The organism is Streptosporangium sp. NPDC000239 (assembly GCF_040300765.1).
Lineage (GTDB): Bacteria > Actinomycetota > Actinomycetes > Streptosporangiales > Streptosporangiaceae > Streptosporangium.
In genome coordinates, this window is record NZ_JBEPEI010000003.1 from 489,350 (window position 1) to 503,476 (window position 14,127).

12 protein-coding genes are annotated in these 14,127 nt (G+C 68.4%); 9 read left to right on the forward strand and 3 right to left on the reverse strand.

Annotated features, from left to right (window positions below):
• Positions 1-112: 112 nt before the first annotated feature.
• The 3 genes from ABT340_RS11370 (at position 113) to ABT340_RS11380 (ending at position 4,040) form a co-directional block, all read left to right on the forward strand.
• Positions 113-1,171, forward strand: coding sequence for an ABC transporter permease (locus tag ABT340_RS11370; RefSeq protein WP_352010591.1), 1,059 nt, complete (start codon positions 113-115; stop codon positions 1,169-1,171).
• 142 nt (positions 1,172-1,313) lie between these two features.
• Entirely contained in the window at positions 1,314-2,432 is a 1,119-nt protein-coding gene (locus ABT340_RS11375) for a sugar ABC transporter substrate-binding protein (RefSeq protein WP_352010592.1), read from the forward strand.
• Positions 2,433-2,537: 105 nt separating this feature from the next.
• On the forward strand, positions 2,538-4,040 hold the full coding sequence (locus tag ABT340_RS11380) for a sugar ABC transporter ATP-binding protein (protein ID WP_352010593.1): 1,503 nt from the start codon (positions 2,538-2,540) through the stop codon (positions 4,038-4,040).
• A 459-nt stretch (positions 4,041-4,499) separates the two neighbouring features.
• Here ABT340_RS11380 and ABT340_RS11385 read toward each other — a convergent pair whose 3' ends face one another.
• Positions 4,500-4,907, reverse strand: coding sequence for a nuclear transport factor 2 family protein (locus ABT340_RS11385; RefSeq protein ID WP_352010594.1), 408 nt, complete (start codon positions 4,905-4,907; stop codon positions 4,500-4,502).
• An 83-nt stretch (positions 4,908-4,990) separates the two neighbouring features.
• On the opposite strand from ABT340_RS11385, the gene ABT340_RS11390 reads away from it, so the two are divergent.
• Positions 4,991-5,560 carry a TetR/AcrR family transcriptional regulator gene (locus ABT340_RS11390; protein ID WP_352010595.1) on the forward strand — a complete coding sequence of 190 codons (570 nt, stop codon included), beginning with the start codon at positions 4,991-4,993 and terminating at the stop codon, positions 5,558-5,560.
• Between the two features lie 488 nt (positions 5,561-6,048).
• On the opposite strand, the gene ABT340_RS11395 is transcribed toward ABT340_RS11390, so the two are convergent.
• Positions 6,049-7,335, reverse strand: a complete 1,287-nt coding sequence (locus tag ABT340_RS11395) for a helix-turn-helix domain-containing protein (RefSeq protein WP_352010596.1) — start codon at positions 7,333-7,335, stop codon at positions 6,049-6,051.
• 172 nt (positions 7,336-7,507) lie between these two features.
• Here ABT340_RS11395 and ABT340_RS11400 point away from each other — a divergent pair, with 172 nt between their 5' ends.
• The 3 genes from ABT340_RS11400 to ABT340_RS11410 all read left to right on the forward strand — a co-directional run bounded on the left by ABT340_RS11400 (position 7,508) and on the right by ABT340_RS11410 (position 9,281).
• Complete coding sequence (locus ABT340_RS11400) at positions 7,508-7,723, forward strand: hypothetical protein (RefSeq protein ID WP_352010597.1); 216 nt, start codon at positions 7,508-7,510, stop codon at positions 7,721-7,723.
• A 1,058-nt stretch (positions 7,724-8,781) separates the two neighbouring features.
• Positions 8,782-9,027, forward strand: coding sequence for a hypothetical protein (locus ABT340_RS11405; RefSeq protein WP_352010598.1), 246 nt, complete (start codon positions 8,782-8,784; stop codon positions 9,025-9,027).
• Between the two features lie 32 nt (positions 9,028-9,059).
• Positions 9,060-9,281, forward strand: a complete 222-nt coding sequence (locus ABT340_RS11410) for a BldC family transcriptional regulator (RefSeq protein WP_352010599.1) — start codon at positions 9,060-9,062, stop codon at positions 9,279-9,281.
• 371 nt (positions 9,282-9,652) lie between these two features.
• Here the strand turns inward: ABT340_RS11410 and ABT340_RS11415 are convergent, their stop codons facing one another.
• Positions 9,653-10,642, reverse strand: coding sequence for an AraC-like ligand-binding domain-containing protein (locus tag ABT340_RS11415; RefSeq protein WP_352010600.1), 990 nt, complete (start codon positions 10,640-10,642; stop codon positions 9,653-9,655).
• A gap of 247 nt (positions 10,643-10,889) precedes the next feature.
• Between ABT340_RS11415 and ABT340_RS11420 the strand changes: the two genes are divergently transcribed.
• Positions 10,890-12,389, forward strand: coding sequence for an aldehyde dehydrogenase family protein (locus ABT340_RS11420; protein WP_352010601.1), 1,500 nt, complete (start codon positions 10,890-10,892; stop codon positions 12,387-12,389).
• Positions 12,390-12,790: 401 nt separating this feature from the next.
• Positions 12,791-14,086 carry an esterase-like activity of phytase family protein gene (locus ABT340_RS11425; protein WP_352010602.1) on the forward strand — a complete coding sequence of 432 codons (1,296 nt, stop codon included), beginning with the start codon at positions 12,791-12,793 and terminating at the stop codon, positions 14,084-14,086.
• Positions 14,087-14,127 lie beyond the last annotated feature (41 nt).

The window sequence follows — 14,127 nt, forward strand, 5'->3', positions numbered from 1 at the left end:
GGACAGGGTGAGCGAAAGACAAGGAGTGGTCACTCAGGGTCAAGTACGTTCACCTCCCTGTCCGGGAGCCTTAGCGGAAGTCCGGTACCACGACAAGAGACGGAGGGACGCCGTGAGTGTCGACGATGTCGGAACTAAGGGGACGCCCGCGCTGGACGCCCCGGATGTTCCGGGGGAGCGTCCTGGCGGTGGACTTGCCGCCCTGGCGCGCCGCGTTCCCGCGATGGAGTCCATGAGCGTGCTGGTCGCGACGATCGCGCTGGTCGTCGTCATCGGCATCCTGCACCCGGACTTCTTGTCGGCCGCGCAGCTGCTCGACACCCTGCAGGCGTCGGTCTACGTCGGCCTGCTCGCCGGAGGCATGGCCTTCCTGATCTCCATGCGGGAGATCGACCTCTCGGTCGGCTCGATGTTCGGCCTGTCACTCATCAGCATGGGCCTGCTGATCAACCAGGGGCTCTCCCCGTGGCTGGCGGGGCTGCTCGGCGTCGTGCTCGGCGGCGTCCTCGGCCTGGTGAACGCGCTCGTCGTGCAGTACATCGGCATCCCGACCATCGTGGCGACGCTGGCGACCCTGTCGGTCTACCGAGGACTGTCCCTGGCCCTGAGCGAGGGCCAGCAGGTGACCGGCATGCCGGTCGAGGACTCCTTCTTCACGATCCTGGGCGGCAAGATCTTCGGCGTCTACACGAGCGTGTGGGTGCTGATCATCTTCGCGATCGTGCTCACGGTCGTGCTGCGCTTCACCTCCTTCGGCTACCGGGTGCGCTCCATCGGCTCCAACCCCGACGCCGCCACCTTCTCCGGCATCTCGGCCAACCGGGTCAGGATGCAGGTCCTGGTGCTGGTCGGCCTGCTCGCGGGTGTGGCCGCCGCCCTCGGCCTGGCCTTCTTCACCTCCGGTGACCCCAACATCGGCACCGGGTTCGAGCTGCAGGCGATCGCGGCGGCCGTCATCGGCGGAACCCCGCTGCGCGGCGGCACGGCGACGGTGGTCGGCGCGATCTTCGGCGCGATCCTGCTGGCCGTGGTCGGCAGCGGCCTGCAGTACTTCAACATCCCGGTCAACTGGAGCTCCTTCGCCACCGGCGCGGTGATCCTGCTGGCCGTCTCGCTGGACAGCCTGCTGCGCAGGCGCCGCAGGCGCAAGGACGAGGCGCTCGGCCTGTAGGCCCTTCGACCTGCGGGGACCCGCGGGGAACGGCCTGTGGGGACTGTTCCATCCACCTCTAACAAAACCCGGTGAGCCGAACTCGGCTATCCGGAGAAACCTGATTTATCCCATAAAAATAGAAATTAAGAGGAGCCAACCCATGACCGCTGGACCGAGGCGACGCCGCCGTACGTTCACCGCCCTGTCGATTCTCACCGCCTCGGCCATCGCGCTCACGGCCTGTTCCTCTGGCCCGTCCGGCTCGTCCGGTTCGCAGGAGACGGCGGGCGCGAGCGGGGGAGGGGACGCCAAGAAGCCCCTGAAGATGGGCTTCATCTACGCCACGTCCACCCAGAACCCGTTCCAGGAGATGGCGTTCGGCGCAAAGGCCGCCGCCGACCAGGACGGCAACGTCACCCTCAACCAGGCCGCCCCCGTCGGGGTCAACGGCCCCGCCCAGGTCCAGCTCTTCCAGTCCGCGATCAGGAACTCCCCCGACGGCATCGGCCTGGAGACCCTCACCCCCGACCTGTTCGTCCGGCCGATCAACCAGGCGACCGACCAGAACATCCCGATGGCCGCCGTGGACACCGCGCCCCCGCCCGGGACCAAGGTCGGCCTCTTCGTCGGCAACAGCAACACCGAGCTGGGCGTCGCGCTCGGTGAGGAGTTCATCAAGCACGTGCCCGAGGACGCCACCGGCGACGTCGTGATCGGCAACGACATCCCCGGCCTCCAGCTGCTCAACCAGCGCATCGAGGGGCTCGTCTCGGTCATCAAGGCCAAGCGTCCCAAGCTGACGATCAAGGGCCCGTTCGACGCCAAGTCCGAGCCGACCGACAACTTCAACGCCTGGCAGGGCATCGTCAAGGCCAACCCGAAGGCCATCGCCTTCCTCGGCGTCGGCGGCCAGGACGGCGTCTCGCTGCCGCTGATCAAGCAGCAGACCGGCCGCGACTTCCTCGCGGGCTCGGCGGACATCCCGCCGGAGGCGCTGCAGGCCGTCAAGAAGGGCCAGCTGTTCGCGCTCTCCTCGCCCGAGCACTGGCTCAAGGGCTACATCGCGATGCGCCTGCTCATCGACAGCAAGCGGACCGGCAAGCCGGTGCCGACCGGCTGGTGGAACCCCGGCACGCTGGTCGTGAACAAGGACAACGTGGACGAGATCATCAAGCGGCAGACCGACGAGACCAGCCGGGCCGCCTACTTCAAGGCGGTCGTGGACAAGCAGCTCGCCGACCCGAACACCTACCTCAAGCCCATCGGACAGGCCAACTGATTCCGCGGGGCGGTCGGCCACCCCGCTCTTTCGGCCCGGCCGCCCCGCCGTACCCCTCTCCCCGACAGTCAGCCCGCAGCATCCGCAGTAGGAGGAGCGCACACCATGGCGATCCTGGAGGCCAGGAACATCGGCAAGACGTACGGGGGCGTCGTCGCCCTCAAGGACGCGGGCATTCACATCGAGGCGGGCTCCGTCCACGCCCTCCTCGGTGAGAACGGCGCGGGCAAGTCGACGCTGATCAAGATCATGTCCGGTGCGGTGACCCCCGACCGGGGCGGTATCACCCTCAACGGCAAGCAGGTGCGCTTCCGCAACACCGGCGACGCCGCGCGGCACGGCGTCGCCGTCGTGTCCCAGGAGCTCAACCTCTTCCCCGACCTGGACATCCTGGCCAACCTCTACCCGGTGACCGGTCCGCGCAGAGGACCCTTCCTCGACCGCAGGGCCATGGCGGAGGCCGCCGCCCCGGTGCTCGACCAGCTCGGCCTGAACGTCCCGGTCAGGACCAGGCTCGGCGACCTCTCCCTGGCGCAGCGCCAGCTCGTCGAGATCGCCAGGGCGCTGCTGACCAAGCCGCGCGTCCTGATCCTGGACGAGCCGACCTCCGCGCTCGAACAGGCCAGCGCCGACCGGCTGCTGAACGTCGTACGGGTCCTGCGCGAACACCAGGTCGGCGTCGTCTTCGTCTCGCACATCCTCGAAGAGGTCATGGCGCTCAGCGACGTCATCACCGTCCTGCGCAACGGCCAGGTCGTCATGGAGGCCCAGGACAGGAAGTCGCTGTCCATGGCCGAGGTGGTCACGGCCATGCTGGGGGACAAGACCGTTCAGGTCCAGGAGAAGGTGACGCTCACGGCCCCTCAGGAGACGGCCGGTGGCGAGCTGAGGATCGTGAACGCCGGATCGCAGGGCGCGCTGTCCGACGTGTCGCTGACCGTACGGCCCGGGGAGATCCTCGGCCTGGCGGGCCTGGCCGGCTCCGGACACCAGGCGACGCTCGAACTGGTCGCGGGCCTGCGCAGAGCAGACAGCGGCGAGGTGCGGCTCCCCTCAGGACGCCGCGCCCCCAACGGGCTGCGCCGCAGCATCGCGGCGGGCGTCGCCGTCGTCTCCGGCGACCGCCGCAGGTTCGGCCTCATGCTGGACAAGCCCATCTGGGAGAACATCGCCCAGGTGCGGGCCGTGGCCCTCAACCGCGACGGACTCTTCCTGCGCCGTACGGCCCTGCGCACCCGGGCCCGTGACCACGGCGAACGGATGAGCCTGCGCTGTTCCAGCGTCGACCAGCGCACCGGCCTGCTCTCCGGCGGCAACCAGCAGAAGGTCGTGCTCGCCAAGTGGCTCGACGCCGACCCCTCCGTGCTGCTGCTCGACGACCCGACCCGGGGCGTCGACGTGGGCGCCAAGGCCGAGATGCACACGCTGATCCGTTCGGCCACCCAGACGGGGACCGTCACGATGCTCTGCTCGACCGACGTGGAGGAGCTGGCCTCCCTGTGTGACCGGGTGGCGGTCTTCTACCGGGGCAGGGTGGCGGCCATCCTCGAAGGCGAATCCCTGACCCAGCACAACATCCTGGAAACCATGAACACCGGCGAATCCTGATTTTTCTGGATTTTCTGGGTGAGTGGAGACCGCGAACGCCCCGCCGGTCAACCGGCGGGGCGTCGTGCTCGTTGTGGCGTGTGGAGTTCTCGCACAGCGGCGGGAAGGCGCTTGAGCCTCTGCGAGGGTGAAGGTCGGCCGACCTTGTTTTCGCACGTGGGTCGTTCGAAGGTCGCCGGGACCGAGGTGTTCGGTGTGGACACCACCCGCCTTCAAGACCTACGTGCGGCCCCCGTCGGCTGTGGCACGACCGCGATTGACTTTCTGTGCGCCGGACGGTCGGTCATTCCCACCGGCGGACTTGTTCTCGGCGCGCCTGCCTCCACGAAGATCATTCTTCGGTCGGTATCCGCCAACTTCGGCTGCTCGACCTGCTCGGCGCCGACGCCGGGAAACCCCGCTGACGGCGGAACGCGCTCGTAGAGCTTGACGGGCTGGCTCGGCGTTGGGCGGGTCGGGTCAGGAGTTCAGGGCCTCGGCCAGGCCTTGCGGGTTCCAGTAGTCGCGGAACAGCAGGATCCTGCCGTCGCGGATCCGGAACACCTGCACGGACGTGGCCTGGAACGGGGCACCTGTCGTGGTCACCACCGCCTTGGCCTCAAGTTCGACGATGAGCACTTCGGGATCGGTGGTCTGGTAAACCTGCGTGGTCCACATGTCCTCGACTCGTAGCAGCGAGATCGTGGCCGCCGCCGAGAAGTCGCGGATCGCCTCGCGGCCCTCGATCCGCCTGGGCATGCCCGGCGGTGCGAAGGGCATCTCGATCACCCCATCGGGGGCGAACAGCTCAGCGAAGCCGTCCATGTCGTGCTCCAGGACCAGGCTTCGTCTGCGCGCGATGACGTCCTGTGGGGTTGGCAGACCCATGGGGCCTCCGTTCATTGAACGCGTGTTGATTGAACGAATGTAGAACGAAATCAAGGAGCGGTCAACGCCCGTAGAATCAACCCGTGAGCGAGCCCAGACCACGCCTGTCACGGGCGGAGCAACGCCGCGCCACCGAGGCGCGGATCCTCGCTGCGGCAGGCCGCCTGTTCGCCGAATCGGGATACGACCAGACCACCATCCGGGCGATCGCCGGCGCCGCGGAAGTGGACGGCGGCCTGGTCATGCACTATTTCGGCTCCAAGGAAGAACTCTTCCATCGCGCCACTCAGGCCGGACCCGTCCGACCCGTCGGCGGAACCCCGGAAGAGGTCGCCGAACAGATACTCGCCCAGATCGCCGACTCGCTGGTCAACGAACCGATCGCGTCACTGGCCGTCCTGCGCTCGATGCTCACCCACGCCGGAGCCTCCGAAGCCGCGATCGAAGGAGCCGCCCGCTACCGGGCGCAACTCAGCGACGCCATCCCCGCCGACGACGCCGACGTGCGGGCCGCACTGATCAGCGCCACTCTTATCGGCGTGGCCGTCAGCCGGCATTTCCTCAAATTCGACGTCCTCCGTGACACCCCTCCAGAACAGATCATCGATCTGCTACGTCCCTGCCTGCGCTCTCTCACCCGCGCGGACGACTGATCCAGTCGTGTCTTGATGACCCCGGTCGCTTCAGGGGTCGATCCGCACGGCGCCTCTGATCAAAAGCCACATTCGGAGAACAGGGCCAGCTTTCCACCCTCCGGCAACGGGGTCTGTTCCGTCGATGTTGGGGCCACCTCGACCTTCTCCCGGTTCGGGCTGTCCCGGCACCCCGCTTGGCCTGGTCGGTGCCCATGCCGGTCATCTTTAGCAGGGGTTGAATTTCTTTCCTTTCGGTATATTTCATGCCCGTTGTTCCTTGCATATGGCCCGGCGACCCCACCGTCCAGCCTGGGACCTACCCGCCTGGCGAACACACGGGCTTTCTGAGGACCCTTCCCGAACTGGGGTTTCTCCGTTCATGGTGTTATCGGAGTTCTACGGGTTCACGGTTCTTGACGGCCCAGGCATTTGAGCCGTCAAGAACCGTGAACCCGGAAACGTATGCCCCACCGATCGCCGACCGGTGGGGCATTGTCGTGTGTGAGTCAGGCTGGCTTACTGGCCGTCAGCACGCGGAGTTCCTTCACGGCAGGCAGGGCTTTCGCCCTCTCGGGAAGTGTGGTGAGGACAAGCCGAGCGCTCGATGTGACTTGACGGTCACGTCGTTTGGCGGGAAGGCCGTTCAAGGTGCTCAAGGCATATTGTGCGCCCTGCTCGGGATCGGTCCGCGCCTGTGTCGCCGCTCGGTGCAGTTCGAGCACGGTGGACATGAGGTGGGCGGCGTCGTACGCCTTTCCCGCGGCGTCTCGCGCTTCCTCGGCCTTCCGATCGTCGCCCGCGAGGGTATAGACCAGGCTGCGGCTGTACCAGTCGGGTCGGATTCCCGGAGTCTGCGCGGGAAGGGCCTCCAGCACGTTCTCGGCCCGGTTGAGGGCGATGATCGCTTCTTCGGTACGGCCCTGCATCGCGAGCGCCTGGACCTCCACGCGAAGCGCGGAGAACAGCGTTAGGCTTGGCCGATCCCCGGCCAGGCGCCGGGCTTCCTGAAGCAGTGGCAGGACGTCGTCGCCGTCATGGCGCCGATGTGACGCCTCCCAACTCCGTGTCAGGGACGACTGCGCGCTGTCCCGGGAGGCGTCGGCCAGTGTGTGAGCCCGATTCCACCACCGCAACGCCTCTCGACGGTTGTCCAGGTCGTACCAGGCCCCGGCGATCAGGGCGCTGAAACGCGCGGCGGCGTGGGAGAGGTTCCGCTCGACGGCCTCCGGCTGGGTGCGGCCGAGGTGAGGTGCGAGGTCGGCGTAGTCCACGGCAAGGGCCGCGAGGACGGCGGCGGGCGAGTCGTAGTAGCTCCGTTCCCAGTGGGCTTCGGCCGCCTCCTCCCAGTCGTCGATCATTTCCTGTGAGACGCTCGCTCCGGAGATGCGCGGTCCGTAGCTCTGCCAGGCATCGGTCAGGGTGGCCAGTACGGGTGCCACCGCCCCTCCGACAGCGACGGCGGCGGCATCTCGCATCAGTCGTCTGCGCTCCATGCTGTCATCCTCATCCCGCGTTGAGGCTTTTGCCTCGACGGTACCCTTCCGGAGCCGATTGCTATCGGCCATGGCGGCGTGCAGTCCGAGAGAAATCAGTTTCCCTTCGGCGGTGAGTGCAGAGTCGAGAGCCTCGATCGCCTCGGCCGAAGGGGTGAGGGTGCCCGACTCCCAACGGCTCACCATCGAGTCGGCCCAGCCGATCAGCTCACCGAGTTGCCGCTGGGTTATCTGATGTCCTTTTCGTGACTTTCGTAATGCCCTGCCGAATTCGTGCCACTCCTGGGATTCCGCGCTCATTGGTCCTCGCCTGTGTTTGCTACATGGCTTACATGTTTCGCTTGAAAGTCGGCGGGTCTTGTCCCGCTTACGACGTGCCTCAACTATGGCATCAGCAAGGTCTTTGTAAAGCGGAACCCCGCAGGCGGGCAGTGCCGTACGGGGTCCCTTGATCGCAAAGGAGGTGCGATCCGTGCACGATGGTAAAGCCATTGTGCCCTCGCCCACCATCCCGGGCTGGCGGCTTATTCTCAGTGACCAGGGCCGTTTCTGGGCTTTTCGCCGGAAACCTTTCTCCGATGCGGCACGAAGGGCCGGGGCCGAACCGGATGTGGACGCCGACACCTTCGACGAGATTCGGGCCGTCGTCGAACACCAGGAGGAGATCGCCCGGGGAGCCGCGTCGTGATCGGACGACCCCGGCACAGCGGGCGGCACCGGGACGGGCAACCGCTCACGCAGGTGTACCGGCGGCTGTGGGACGGCCCCGCCCGTTCCGAGGCGGAAAACATGGACCGTTCCATCCAGGGATGGAGCGTGTTCTACAGCCTGGGCCGGCGCCGCTTCTACGCCATCGCGGCCTGGCCGACCCCCGAACCACTCATCGTCTCCGACCCCGACGCAGAAGGGCTTCGGCAACAGATCCACCAGGTGGAGACAACCCTCATCCGGCGGACCCTCCCACCCATCCCCGAGCAGACACGACCTCCTGAACAGGCAGGATCTCCTGAGCAGGTACGGCCTCCCGGGCAGGCAGGGCCTTCCGGGCAGGGGCGAGCTCCCGAGCGGGCACGGCCCCCTGAGCGGGTACGGCGACGCCCGGCCTCGGATGTCCGGCGCGACGCCGTACCGCCCTTGGCCGAACGCGGCGGAACCCGACTCCCGGCCGTTCGGCGCGGAGCCGTACCGTCCCTGGGCGAGCGTGGCGATCCTCGGTCCCGAGCGCCGGACCGTCCCCGACCGCTTTCCGAGGCGTGATCTTCCGAGCCGGTACGGCGGGCGGGGAACCCATCCCACCCCCTGCCCGCCGTACCCCGTGAACGTGCGGTCCAGGAGGAGGGGCCTGGGCCGCACACCCAACGGCGGCTCCCGAGCGCATCGGGGAAGGGGAGCCCGTCGGCGCCGGTCACCACGGAGTGACCGGCCTCCTCGGGTGCCCGGCCAGGCGGACCCGCCGGCCGGGCGCCCTGCCTGCCATCCGTCGCCATCCGTCGCGGACAGGAGTCCCGTGAAGAACCCGCTGAGCGCTCTGCTCGACCTGCTCTCCATAGCCCTCCCCGGGCTCCCGGGCGCAGAGACCAAGCCTCAACCCCCCGGAGCGCCTCTGAACCCGCCCACGCCCACAGCGCCTCCGGAGAACCGGGAGAACTCCTGACATGGCGCCGGGGTCGAGCCGACTCTGTGGATCACGGCGCGGGACTCTCTCGCATGGCCGGTGATCGCTGTCCGGCTACGAAGGGACCGTCCATGACCGACCATGATCCCGAGCGTGAGCAGCGGCTCATAGAACTGCTCGGCACCATCCATCGCGGCTGGAGATACCAGGCCCGGAACGTGCCCGGTCTGCCCCGGTGGTGGGCCTGTCGCTACCAGCCGGTCACCCCGGCCCAGCACGCCGCCGGGGCACGTGACGTCCTCGCCCGCACCACCGTCCACCGCCTGGCCCAAGCCCTCGGCCGCCAGGACGAGATCACCCACATCATCCGCGCCTGAACCCGCCCCATACGGGACCCAAGGAGAACCACATGTCCCCCCTCAAGGTCGTCACGCCCGACGGCACCTTCACCACCGGACCGGACACCACCGAACGCCTCCTCACCCCCGGCGAGGTGGCCAGGATCTTCGGTGTGGACCCCAAAACCGTCAACCGCTGGGCCCTGACCGGCCGCATCCCCTCGGTGAGAACCCCCAGCCGCCAACGCCGCTACCGAGAAAGCGACATCAGAACCCTCCTCAACGGCGGATAGTCCCTACGGCGCCGTGAGGTCACGCACCCGGTACTTGACCCAGATCTCCTGCGCCACATCGGCCTCCCCGGTCTCTGCTGGGGCGCGGGGAACCCACCGAGAGCGTGGGCGACCCGGCATGGAGTCAGCGCAGCCCACCGAAGCGGTGGAACGTCAGGCTCACATCGCAAGAGAACCCGACCTGAACGCGCCGTTGCGTGGCGGAAGGGTTTTAGGTTGGGGGTACCGGCCCCAAGAGTGAAGAGTTTCGGCTTGGGCGCGTCGGTGCTTGGACTGAGGAACGCAGGAGCGCAGCGACGGAGTGACGAGGGAAAGCGCCGACTCGGGGCGCCCAAGCCCTGCGACGCCGAAGGCGGAGCAAAGAGGTAGGACTACGCCGTTTCCCAAGCAGAAACCGCCATCCCGCCCTGGGCGTCCCTGGTGAGGCGGTATTCGCGGGGGGAGACGCCGTAGGTCGCCTTGAAGAGGCGGCTGAAGTGGGCGGCGTCGACGAAGCCCCAGTGGGCGGCGACGGTGCTGACCGAGAGCGTCCACTGGTCCGGGTCGACGAGGTCGCGGCGGCAGTGCTCCAGCCTGCGTTCCCTGATGAACCGGGAGACCGTGGTTCCCTCCATCCTGAAGAGCTTGTGCAGGTAGCCGGTCGAGATGTGCACCGCGGCGGCGACCGTGTCCGGGGTGAGGTTGCCGTCGTCGAGGTGGGCCTCGATGAAGGCCCTGATGCGCAGCAGGAGCGACTGGGGGGAGCTGGGCGGCGGTGTGCCCTGTTTGCCGAGCCGTTCGGAGAACAGGGTGGCGAGCAGGTCGAGGATGTTGTCGGCCAGCTGGAGCGACTGGTTCTCCCCGATCTCGTCCATCTTGGTGACGAGGTTCATCAGCAGCGGGGAGACCAGCGCCCCGACTCCCTGGCGTCCGGAGACGCGGTTGGCCGTCACCTGGTGCATCTCGTGCGGCCGCAGCCTCAGGAAGCGCTGGGGGAACATCAGCACCAGCATCCGGCAGGTGTTGTCGAAGGCCACGGTGTACGGCCTGCTGGTGTCGTAGACGGCCAGGTCGCCGGGGGTGAGGGGGGCCTCACGGCCGTCCTGCATGACCAGGCAGTAGCCCTGCAGCGGCATGCTCAGCTTGTAGTAGTCGGTCTCCGACCTGGCGATCAGACGGCGGGTCCGTTCGGCCTTGTGGGCGTCGGCCGCGACGTCGCTGACCAGCATCACGCCGAGGCTTCTGCTGCGCATCTGGCCCCGGAACGTCTCGCCGTTGGCGAGGGTCATGTCGAGGGGCACGAACGCCTCGGAGATCGCCGAGCACCAGAAGTCGGCGCGTTCGCGGGCCGGCAGGTCGGCTGTGCGCAGTAGAGACGACATGCTTCCTCCTGCATGGGGCGGTGCGTCCAACTGCAGGAATGGTGCATCGCGTGCCGTTATTTGGCAATGGTCCCGCAGTGTCCCTGTCACATGACAGTAACCGGAAACCGCTGGAGCGTGACAGGCAAGTGCTGTGCCGTCACAGACAAGGCCGCTCGGTGCGCGACGCCGTACAACTGATCCTGACCGTCCCTACAGGCGGTCGAAGGGCGACAGCGAGCACGGGGAGGCCGTGGAGAACATGGCAGTGTCGACGTTTCTGCGACCGCAGGAGAGCGGTCCCGACTCTCCCGTCCTGGAGAAGCCCGGCAGGCTGCTCATCGGTGGTGAGTGGGGCTCCGGCAACTCAGGGCGGACCTTCACGACCTACGACCCGGCGACGGCCGCCCCGCTGGGTGAACTGGCCGAGGCCGACGCCTCCGATGTGGACGCCGCCGTCGACGCGGCCAGGAAGGCGCTGCGTAACCCCGACTGGGCGCAGATGTCGCCCGCGGCACGGGCGCGGGTGCTCTGGCGGATCGCGGACCTGATCGAGGCCAACGGCGAGGAGCTGGCGTACCTGGAGACGAGGGACCAGGGACAGCCGCTCGGGGTCGCCAGGGGCGTCTCGGTCACGGGCGCGGCCGAGCACTTCCGCTACTACGCGGGCTGGACCACCAAGATCGAGGGCGCGACCTCTCCGATCTCCCTGCCGAACACCCTGCACTACACCCGCAGGGAGCCGGTCGGGGTCTGCGCGCTGATCACGCCGTGGAACTTCCCGCTGATGATCCTCACCTGGAAGCTCGCCCCCGCGCTGGCCTGCGCCAACACGGTGATCATCAAGCCGGCCGAGCAGACCTCGCTGACCGCCCTGCGCCTGGCCGAGCTGTGCGTCGAGGCCGGGGTGCCCGAGGGCGTCGTCAACCTCCTCACCGGCGGCCCCGACGTCGGCCGCGCCCTGGTGGCGCACTCCGGGGTGGACAAGGTGTCCTTCACCGGCTCGACCGAGGTCGGCCGGGAGATCATGCGCGCCTCTGCGGGCAACCTCAAGCGGGTCACCCTGGAGCTCGGCGGCAAGACCCCCACGATCGTGGCGCACGACGCCGACCTCGACAGGGCCGTCGCCGGTTGTGTCCAGGGCGCCCTGTTCAACAGCGGCCAGGTGTGCGCCGCCTACTCCAGGTTCTACGTGGACCGCAGCCGGGTCGACGAGTTCACCGAGAAGGCCGCCGCCGCTGCCGCCGCGCTGCGGCTGGGCCCCGGCCTGTCCGACACGACCGACCTGGGCCCGCTCGTCACCGAGGAGCACCTGCGCAACGTGGACGGCTTCGTGCGTTCCGGTGTCGAGCAGGGCGCCCAGCTGGTGACCGGTGGGCAGCGTGCCGACGGGGACCTGGAGAAGGGCTTCTTCTACCGGCCGACCGTCTTCGCCGGGGTGACCGACGACATGCGGATCGCCAGGGAGGAGATCTTCGGCCCGGTCATCCCCGTCATGGCCTACGACGACCTGGACGAGATCGCGGAGCGGGCCAACGACAGCGAGTTCGGCCTGGCCGCCTCGGTGTGGACCAAGGACCTGTCGACCGCGCACACGCTGGCCGCCGCCGTACGGGCGGGCACGGTGTTCGTCAACATGCTGCACGTCCCCGACCCCGCCGCGCCCTGGGGCGGCTTCAAGGCCAGCGGGACCGGCCGGGAGATGGGGCCGTACGCGCTGGAGGCCTACACCGAGGTCAAGGGAGTCTTCGTCAACCTGGACCGGTGAGGAACCCCGGGGGTTCCCGGCCGGTGACAGGCCCGGTGACCGAGGGGTAGGGGGCCGGGTACGCCGGTGTGTCCGCGCGGTGGGCTCCGCGTGGACACACCGGCTCTCCTTTTCCGGCGTCCGGCGTCCGGCGCCCGGACGGGGCGCGTAGGGGAGGGGCCGCGTTCGGATGGGCACCTGCCCTGCGAGGAGGTCCCTGTCCCGCGAGGGGCCACCCGGGAGGCCGTGGCCGTACGGAAAATCCCGCCCGTGGATGAGCAAGATCGCAGGTGGGAGGCAGCTCAGTGTGTCCGGTGTCACCGTACGCCTTCTCTTCGTGTTCACCCGGGCTTAGGGTTCAGGTCGCCCGGCGTCGATAGCTTCCGGATCTCGTCACAGACCAGGTCGTAAAGGAAAGCTCCATGTCACGTCCCCTCCTCGCCGCCCTCGCCACCGCGGCGGCGTTCACCGTCGCCCTCACCGGCGCGGCCGTGGCTCCCGCCGCCGCCGCTCCCAAGGAGAAGGCTCCGCGGGTCACCTCCGACGTGACGCTGCCCGCCCCCGCCCTGGCGGAGTTCGAGAGCGGTCTCGTCAAGGACGACCGCGGTGTGAAGCTGGGCGGTGTCGGCAGCGGCCTCTACCCGGCGGGCCGTCCCGGCGAGTACTGGATGGTCACCGACCGGGGCCCGAACGGCGAGCCGAAGATCAACGGTGAGAAGCGGCGCACCTTCCCGGTGCCGGAGTTCGCGCCCGCCATCGTGCGCGTCGCCGTACGGAACGGCAAGGCGAAGATCGCCGAGACGATCACGCTGAAGACGTCCGACGGCACGCCCATCACCGGTGTGTCGAACCAGGAGGGCCACGACGAGGTTCCCTACACCTGGGACGGCACGGCCGAACTGCCCTACGACCCGAACGGCCTGGACACCGAGGACATCGTCGCCGACGGGCGCGGCGGCTTCTGGCTGGTCGAGGAGTACTCGCCCTCCCTGGTGCACGTGGCGGCCGACGGGCGGATCCTGGCCAGGTACGTGCCCAAGGGCCTCAACCTGACCGGGACGGGTTACCCGGTCCGCGAGACGCTGCCCGCGATCTTCGCCAACCGCCAGCAGAACCGCGGCTTCGAGGCGCTGGGCATCTCGCCCTCCGAGCGCGCCCTCTACGTCGCCGTGCAGAGCCCGCTGGGCAACCCCGACAAGAAGACGGGCAAGGCGTCGAGCGTCACCCGCATCCTGCGCGTCGACCTGCGCACCGGGCGGCCGACCGCCGAGTGGGCCTACAGCATGGAGAACGTCGCGACCTTCGACCCCAAGGCCGAGCAGGGCGACATGAAGATCTCCGCCCTCAACGTGCTGAGCCCCGGCCGTCTGCTGCTCCAGGAGCGCACCGACGCGGTCGCCCGCCTGTACACCGTCGACGTGCGCCGGGCGACGAACCTCCTCGGCGGCGCGCAGGACGACCCGGCGACCAAGCCCTCCCTTGAGGCCTCGCTGCCCAAGAACGTCACCGTCGCCACCAAGTCCCTGGCCGTCGACCTGGCCGCGATCCCCGGCCTGCCCGGCAAGATCGAGGGCGTCACCGTCCTCGGCCCCAAGACCATCGCGATCGCCAACGACAACGACTTCGGCCTCGGCTCCTTCGGTTCGGACGGCCGTCTGGTCGACTCCGGCGTCACCAGCCGCATCCTGACCATCAGCCTGCCCCGCCCGCTGAGGTAACCCCGCAATCCCCTCTCCCGACGACCCCCGTGGGCCGCCGC

Bases quoted from the DNA above. Each gene is read 5' to 3' on its own strand.
- ABT340_RS11415 (WP_352010600.1), bottom strand. From the start codon at position 10,642: ATGTCGTCTCTACTGCGCACAGCCGACCTGCCGGCCCGCGAACGCGCC.
- ABT340_RS11425 (WP_352010602.1), top strand. From the start codon at position 12,791: ATGTCACGTCCCCTCCTCGCCGCCCTCGCCACCGCGGCGGCGTTCACC.
- ABT340_RS11385 (WP_352010594.1), bottom strand. From the start codon at position 4,907: ATGGGTCTGCCAACCCCACAGGACGTCATCGCGCGCAGACGAAGCCTG.
- ABT340_RS11375 (WP_352010592.1), top strand. From the start codon at position 1,314: ATGACCGCTGGACCGAGGCGACGCCGCCGTACGTTCACCGCCCTGTCG.
- ABT340_RS11380 (WP_352010593.1), top strand. From the start codon at position 2,538: ATGGCGATCCTGGAGGCCAGGAACATCGGCAAGACGTACGGGGGCGTC.
- ABT340_RS11395 (WP_352010596.1), bottom strand. From the start codon at position 7,335: ATGAGCGCGGAATCCCAGGAGTGGCACGAATTCGGCAGGGCATTACGA.
- ABT340_RS11405 (WP_352010598.1), top strand. From the start codon at position 8,782: ATGACCGACCATGATCCCGAGCGTGAGCAGCGGCTCATAGAACTGCTC.
- ABT340_RS11410 (WP_352010599.1), top strand. From the start codon at position 9,060: ATGTCCCCCCTCAAGGTCGTCACGCCCGACGGCACCTTCACCACCGGA.